Annotated in this window: 7 protein-coding genes and 1 pseudogene; 5 read left to right on the top strand and 3 right to left on the bottom strand. The window is 43.2% G+C overall.

Annotated features, from left to right (window positions below):
- Positions 1-197 (top strand): annotated as a pseudogene (locus ACYQ2O_RS09855) (group II intron reverse transcriptase/maturase); the annotation flags it as partial.
- 75 nt (positions 198-272) lie between these two features.
- On the opposite strand, the gene dhaM reads toward ACYQ2O_RS09855, so the two are convergent.
- From dhaM to dhaK, 3 genes are read right to left on the bottom strand one after another with little or no spacing between them, the layout of a single operon-like run.
- On the bottom strand, positions 273-650 hold the full coding sequence (dhaM, locus tag ACYQ2O_RS09850) for a dihydroxyacetone kinase phosphoryl donor subunit DhaM (RefSeq protein WP_346024725.1): 378 nt from the start codon (positions 648-650) through the stop codon (positions 273-275).
- Positions 643-1,230 carry a dihydroxyacetone kinase subunit DhaL gene (dhaL, locus tag ACYQ2O_RS09845; protein ID WP_459770714.1) on the bottom strand — a complete coding sequence of 196 codons (588 nt, stop codon included), beginning with the start codon at positions 1,228-1,230 and terminating at the stop codon, positions 643-645. The genes dhaM and dhaL overlap by 8 nt, the downstream gene beginning before the upstream one ends.
- Before the next feature lie 21 nt (positions 1,231-1,251).
- On the bottom strand, positions 1,252-2,244 hold the full coding sequence (gene dhaK, locus ACYQ2O_RS09840; protein WP_459770716.1) for a dihydroxyacetone kinase subunit DhaK: 993 nt from the start codon (positions 2,242-2,244) through the stop codon (positions 1,252-1,254).
- A 135-nt stretch (positions 2,245-2,379) separates the two neighbouring features.
- Here dhaK and ACYQ2O_RS09835 point away from each other — a divergent pair, with 135 nt between their 5' ends.
- From ACYQ2O_RS09835 to ACYQ2O_RS09820, 4 genes are all read left to right on the top strand, one after another.
- Positions 2,380-3,084, top strand: a complete 705-nt coding sequence (locus ACYQ2O_RS09835) for an NAD(P)H-dependent oxidoreductase (protein ID WP_346024722.1) — start codon at positions 2,380-2,382, stop codon at positions 3,082-3,084.
- Between the two features lie 13 nt (positions 3,085-3,097).
- Entirely contained in the window at positions 3,098-3,280 is a 183-nt protein-coding gene (locus ACYQ2O_RS09830; protein WP_459770718.1) for a hypothetical protein, read from the top strand.
- Positions 3,281-3,406: 126 nt separating this feature from the next.
- Positions 3,407-5,101, top strand: coding sequence for a DUF2207 domain-containing protein (locus tag ACYQ2O_RS09825; RefSeq protein WP_459770720.1), 1,695 nt, complete (start codon positions 3,407-3,409; stop codon positions 5,099-5,101).
- Between the two features lie 322 nt (positions 5,102-5,423).
- Positions 5,424-6,089, top strand: a complete 666-nt coding sequence (locus ACYQ2O_RS09820; RefSeq protein WP_346024719.1) for a GntR family transcriptional regulator — start codon at positions 5,424-5,426, stop codon at positions 6,087-6,089.
- Positions 6,090-6,337 lie beyond the last annotated feature (248 nt).

Raw genomic sequence — 6,337 nt, 5'->3', positions numbered from 1 at the left:
CGCGTACTAAGATTAGCAGATTAATGCGTTTAGGTCTAGATATGGACAGTGCTAAACGCATAGGCTACTCCAGAAAGAAGTACTGGAGATTATCAAAAACACCTGAGGTTCATTGGGTGCTTACAACAAAAAGACTCTACCGTTGGAACGTAGTTCCACTACGAGACCTGGCAGAGTCTGCTTACTTAAGATATTGAACCGCCGTATACGGAACCGTACGTACGGTGGTGTGAGAGGACGGTAAATAAATTAATTATTTACCTCCTACTCGATTACTCTTTTATAACAAGCTTACTGATCTGTTCTTTAATATTATCCAGTGGGACATCAGCCTGCAGCAGTGAAGCTGTTGTATAGGCTCCTTCTATGAATGCAGTGTTTAAAATCTCCACATTTTTTTCAGTCATTTCAGTTGCCATGTCCAGATTCATCTTTGCGCTTCCCAGATCATAGAAGCACAGGACATTATCTTCTTCAAAAGATTCCAGAGTCTCGCTGATCAGATCAAAGGATGTCCCGACGTCGCCGTCTTCAGTTCCACCTGCTGTTTTGATCGTCACGTCGGAAGCGACCTGGTCCAGAAGCTGTTTCAGACCGGAAGCGACACGTTCAACATGAGAGACGAGAAGCACACCAAAAGATTTACTCATCAGTCACACCCGCTTCCAGAAGACTTTCAAAGAAATAAGCGCTCGATTGTGCCCCGGGATCGATGTGACCGATTGAACGGTCTCCTAGATAAGATGCCCGCCCTTTAGTCGCTTTCATGTCTATCGTGCTTTCCAGAGCACTGTCGATCACTGACTGATCAAGTGTCCCATCCTTCAATGCATCGACTGCTGGAGCCCAGACGTCAACCATCGTTTTCTCACCTGTTTCAGCTTTACCCCGTTTAATTATGCCGTCGAGACCGGAGGATAGGAGAGTTGAAATGTCATCTGATTCCTTGGACTTTTTGGCCATGGAGATAAAAGCCGATCCGTACAAGGGACCACTGGCTCCACCGACTTTACTTACGAGGACCATTCCGATGTCCTTGAAAAGGTCTGACAGATTATCGTAGCTTTGCTGCTCCAGTTTCTCATTGACAGCCGCTACACCTCTTGTCAAGTTGCTTCCATGATCCCCGTCCCCGATTGCAGAATCGAGTTCGTTGAGAAAACTTTTCTCATCAGTTATTTTTTTGCTGAAGTGTTCGAAACTTTTTATCCATTTTTCTGTCTGTGCCATTTAAACGCTCCTTCCAGTTATCTACCAGCCAATGACCTCAACAGGTGCATTAAGGTAGTCGATCCATTGTTCATCTTCTATTTTCAGTAATGTCAAGGAAACCCCTGCCATATCGATTGCCGTCATATAATCGCCTACTTTTCTGTAGACCAGTTCCAGTTCTTCGCCGTCATCCAGCAAAGCTCTGATATCGTTCATAAAGACAAACTGCTCCATCAGCGGAGTAGCACCCATTCCATTTACCATCACGGCAAACTTGTCTCCAGCTGACCAGTCTACTTCTTTTTTTAGTTTGGATAAAAATTCTTCAGCCAGTTCTTTCGATGGTTTCAGATTCTCACGGCTGTATCCAGGTTCTCCGTGTATGCCGATTCCGAACTCTATTTCATTATCTTCAAGCTCAAATCCCGGCTTGCCTACTTCAGGATTGGTTGCAGGGGAAAGTGCCAGACCGATAGAGTACAGATTGTCATTTACTTGTTCAGCCAGTGCCTTGATATTTTTGAGTGATGCACCTGATTCAGCTGCCGCTCCAAGAATCTTATGCATGAAGACTGTCCCAGCGACTCCTCTTCGGCCGGCTGTAAATGTACTGTCTTCTACAGCGATGTCGTCATCAACAACAATGGAATCGACTTCGATATCTTCGAGTTCAGCGAGTTCCTTTGCCATGTCGAAGTTCATGACATCACCTGTGTAGTTCTTGATGACAAGAAAAACGCCTTGACCTTCGTCTGCCGCTTTTATGCCTTCAAGAATCTGATCTGGTGTAGGGGACGTGAAGACTTGCCCGGCTACAGCCGCTGACAGCATACCTTTGCCGACAAAGCCGGCATGACTGGGTTCATGTCCGCTTCCTCCACCGCTGACCAGTCCGACTTTTCCAGATGGCTCAAGTGTCCGCGCAATCACAGTTGTGTCAGATACACGCCTGACCAGCGAGTCGTAGGCATATGCCAATCCATTGAGCATATCATCGACGACCTGATCAGGCTGATTGATAATTTTCTTCATAATAATATTCTGCCTCCTTATTGTTTTCTCTAACCATATTGTACTCGTTTTCAAAATGAAATTCTAATTATTCACTTCTGAGAAAGGACTTTTTGGTATACTTATACCATATATCGAACGGGAAGGAGAATAGATTTGAAAACATTAGTCATTATCAGCCATCCGAGCATAGATGAATCAGGTAGCCAGCAGTTTCTTATTCAGGCTTTGTCAGACCGTTCACTGGAGCAGGTGACACTGCATCCGCTCGAAAAAACTTACCCTGATGGAGTCATAGATGTAAAACATGAGCAGGAGCTGCTCAAGTCTCACGACCGTATCATTTTTCAGTTTCCATTCTATTGGTATTCGTCTCCCCCCTTTTTAAAGCACTGGCAAGATGAGGTTCTGACCGAACATTTTGCTTTCGGGTATAGAGGGGACAAGCTCAAGGGCAAAGAACTGGGACTCGTCCTGTCCATAGGTCTCTCAGAAAAGGAGTACCAGACGGGTGGACAGGAAGGGTACAGTATCAGTGAATTGACCAAGCCGTTCCAAGCGGTGGCTAGAAAAATCGGTATGACTTATCTCAAGCCGCTCTCTATTTTTCAGTATGCGTATATGAGTGAAGAGGAGCGGATGGGACTGCTGATCCGTTATCAGCAGTATCTTACACTAAAAAAACCGGATTCCCTCAAATCTCGCGAAGAATGGATAGTTGCCGAACTGAAGGAGACAGCTACTGAAACCTTGGGTACTGATCAGCCTGAATTCATTATCGAACAGGTGATTGAGCTTATTGAAGATAATAGAATGGAACTGGATGAACTGCGCATGCATATTGATAATTATCATGAATGAAAGGTGGAAGAAGATGGATGAACAGGATTGGATCATCAGGGAACTAGACCAGCTTTTCGATTCAAGCCGGGATTATAAACAGAAAGCACTCCTTAAAGCAGCAGCAGATCTGATTAAAGAACAGGAAACACGTAAAGAGCAGCTTCAGGGAGAATTGGATGGGACTTTATGGAGTCCGGGAAACTGGGGAAACTGATGCCGGTCAATCGGAAAATCAGAACAATTGACGAGCTAAAGAGAAAAAATCAGTCCTAAGACTATATTTTTTCTCTTTTTTATTATATATACTGTTATCAAGAGAGAAAAAAAAGGAGGAGCAATCATGAAGTATGGGTGGGTAGGCTGGCTGGTTGTGCTGATTACAGGAAGTATATTTACAGCTAGTCCGGTAAAGGCACAGGGAAATACATTGCACGACTTGACTATTGATGTCCAGCTGCTCGAAAACGGGACGGCCGTTATTACTGAACGACGGGACATGACTATGGAAGAAGGAACTGAACTCTTTATCGTCATAGAAGAGACCGATGGTGTGGAAGTCATCGACTTCTACGTTGAAGGTATGGAAGAACAGACTGATTGGGATTCCAATGCTTCCAGAGAAGATAAAGCCGGATCATATGGCATAGATGACAGTTCGTCTGAAACGGAACTGATATGGGGGATCGGAGACTATGGGCGTAACGAGTATGTAGTGACCTATACTCTTAGCAATATAGTCAGACAGATGGAAGACGGGCAGTCCATGCACTGGAATTTCAATACATTTGGAGACATTCCTCCTGAAAATCTGACGATCGATATAATCGGGCCATTCGATTTCACTCAGGATACGACTAGAATCTGGGGATTCGGTTATGAGGGAAAGATTGATCTGCTTGATGGAGAGGTCCGTACTTATACTCAGGCTGAACTGGAAGACAACCAGAATGTCGCGGTAATTGTACAGTTTCTTAATAATCCGTTCCTGCTGTCATATTATGATGAACGAACCCTTGCTGAAGTCGTTGAGGATATAGAGCAGGATCCTGGACGTGGAGGTGCGGGTGGAGGAGGACTGAGTGGGACAGTCATCTCTGTTATTATCGGTGCATCGGTAGCGTTTGTACTAGCTGTATTAGCCGTTCTGGTAAAAATTGAACAGCTGAAAAAAGATGGCGGGAAAATCCCTAATTTCTACGAACAACGCAAACGGAACAAAGGGATGTATTACACAGACATTCCTTACAAAGATGGTGATATTACAGATGTTGCCTTCTTCCTGAAACAGCTGCAGATGGGAACGGTTGAGCATTATTTCTTTGCCTTCTTACTGAAATGGTCTAAGGAAAAATGTCTGATTATAGAAGAAGGCGAGGAAGGCAGAAAAAATAAGACCCGTCTGACTTTTGTTCCGGAGACCTTTGAGAGGAAATCACAGCAAGACCTGGCAGGATCAACAGTTGAAGCAGAACTCTGGAATTCTCTGATCGAAGCGACTGACAGCAGCTACCAGATGAGCAGTAAAGAAATGAAGAAATGGGCTCAAAAACAGGCAGACAAACTTCACAAGCTTGATAAGCAGCTTCTTGACGACTCCAGAGATCTGATGATTGCAGAGGGGTATATCAAGGAAGATACTGTTTCTTTCCTGACTGCACGACTGCCGTATACATCGATTACAAAAAAAGGTCAGAGGCTCTACGATCATCTGACCCAGTTTGAAAATCATCTGAATGCATTAGGTGAGGACAAATCACTCAGCTATAAACAGCTGATTCCTGAAGAGTCATTCCTGATGTGGGCAGGCTTGTATGGAAAAGAAGAAGAAGTGATCAAGTCTATTGAAGCAATCATGCCGGACTGGGCAGAACAGGATATCGAGTATATCCCGTACTACTATACGTATTATCCAGGCTTGCATGTGTTTTCCAGCAGTATGCACAGCGGCTACTCATCTTCAGGTGGCTTCGGCGGATCGACCTCCATCGGTGGTGGGGGCGGTGCCATGGGTGGCGGAGGCGGCGGAGCACGCTGACGTTAAAGCTGCTGGTCATCCAGATGATATGATCTATAGTGCACTATGAACATGCTAGGCTTGTTTAGAAGGTCTTCCTTCTGAATGAGTCTAGCTTTTTTCATACGTATGATTAATGAGATAGATGTACTGATAGACAGATGCAGATTAATTTGCTGTTCAAACATCGGGAGGAAAACGATAAAGCAAGTCTTAATATTAGAGAAGACAGGCGGGACAATAATGATGGGGTTTTCATAAAATGGTGCCACTGACTGTTCAGATGTGATATATTTATGATATTAATATACAAGTATGACATATTTAAGTTAGGAAGGTATTTATGCAGACTATCACTTTGCAGGACCAGACGTATGAAGTTTTAAGAGAAATGATTATCAAACTTGACTTGTATCCAGGTCAGAAAATTTCAGAATCTCATTTGATCGATCTTCTAGAAGTGGGACGAACGCCAATCAGAGAATCATTGAAGCAGTTGAAAAAACAGAATCTGATTTTCACCTTTCCTCAGTCAGGAACGTATGTATCCAGAATAGATATGAGTAGAGCATTACAGGCACGTTTTATTCGAGAATGTGTAGAAAAAGAAGTGATGACAGAGCTGTGCGGTGTGATGGATGAAAAGTCCGAGAAAATGCTGTGGAAAATTCTGGATAGACAAAGAGAGACCTTTAAGAATAATAATGTTTCTGATTATTTTGATGTTGACAATGAGTTTCATAAGCAGTGTTATGAACTTGTCGGTAAAGCACAGGCATGGCAGTGGATAAAAGAAGCCAGTGTGCATCTTGACCGTTTCCGCTGGCTTCATCTGAAAGACATAACATTTGACTACAATCAGATTGTAGATGAGCATGAAGGGCTGATTAAAGCAGTAAAATCTAAGCAGGCAGATGAAGTAAAGACTTTAGTGACTGCACATATCAATCTGATGGATGAAGCTCAAGGTGAAATAATGAAAAAGTATTCTGACTATTTCAGAAAATAAACACCAGTTAGCTGAAAGCCGAACGCACAAGAAGACGCCGTTCTGATGATTGTTTTATAGGCATGTGACAAGAGTAATCATTATATCAGGACTTTGCCTGAACTGTTGATATGGTTTGATATGTATATGTGTAAAGTTATTCTCGGAAATTTATTCTAGAAATCTGAAACGCAGTTTATTGTTTTTGTCTTTCTCAAGCCTATTTTGCTCTTCGAGCTTTTAAAAGGCTTGAGAAAGTCAGTTCTAAT

The sequence above is a fragment of the Alkalibacterium sp. m-11 genome (assembly GCF_054658155.1).
Note: the sequence above shows the minus strand (reverse complement) of the source record. Positions and strands in the feature narration are given on the sequence as shown.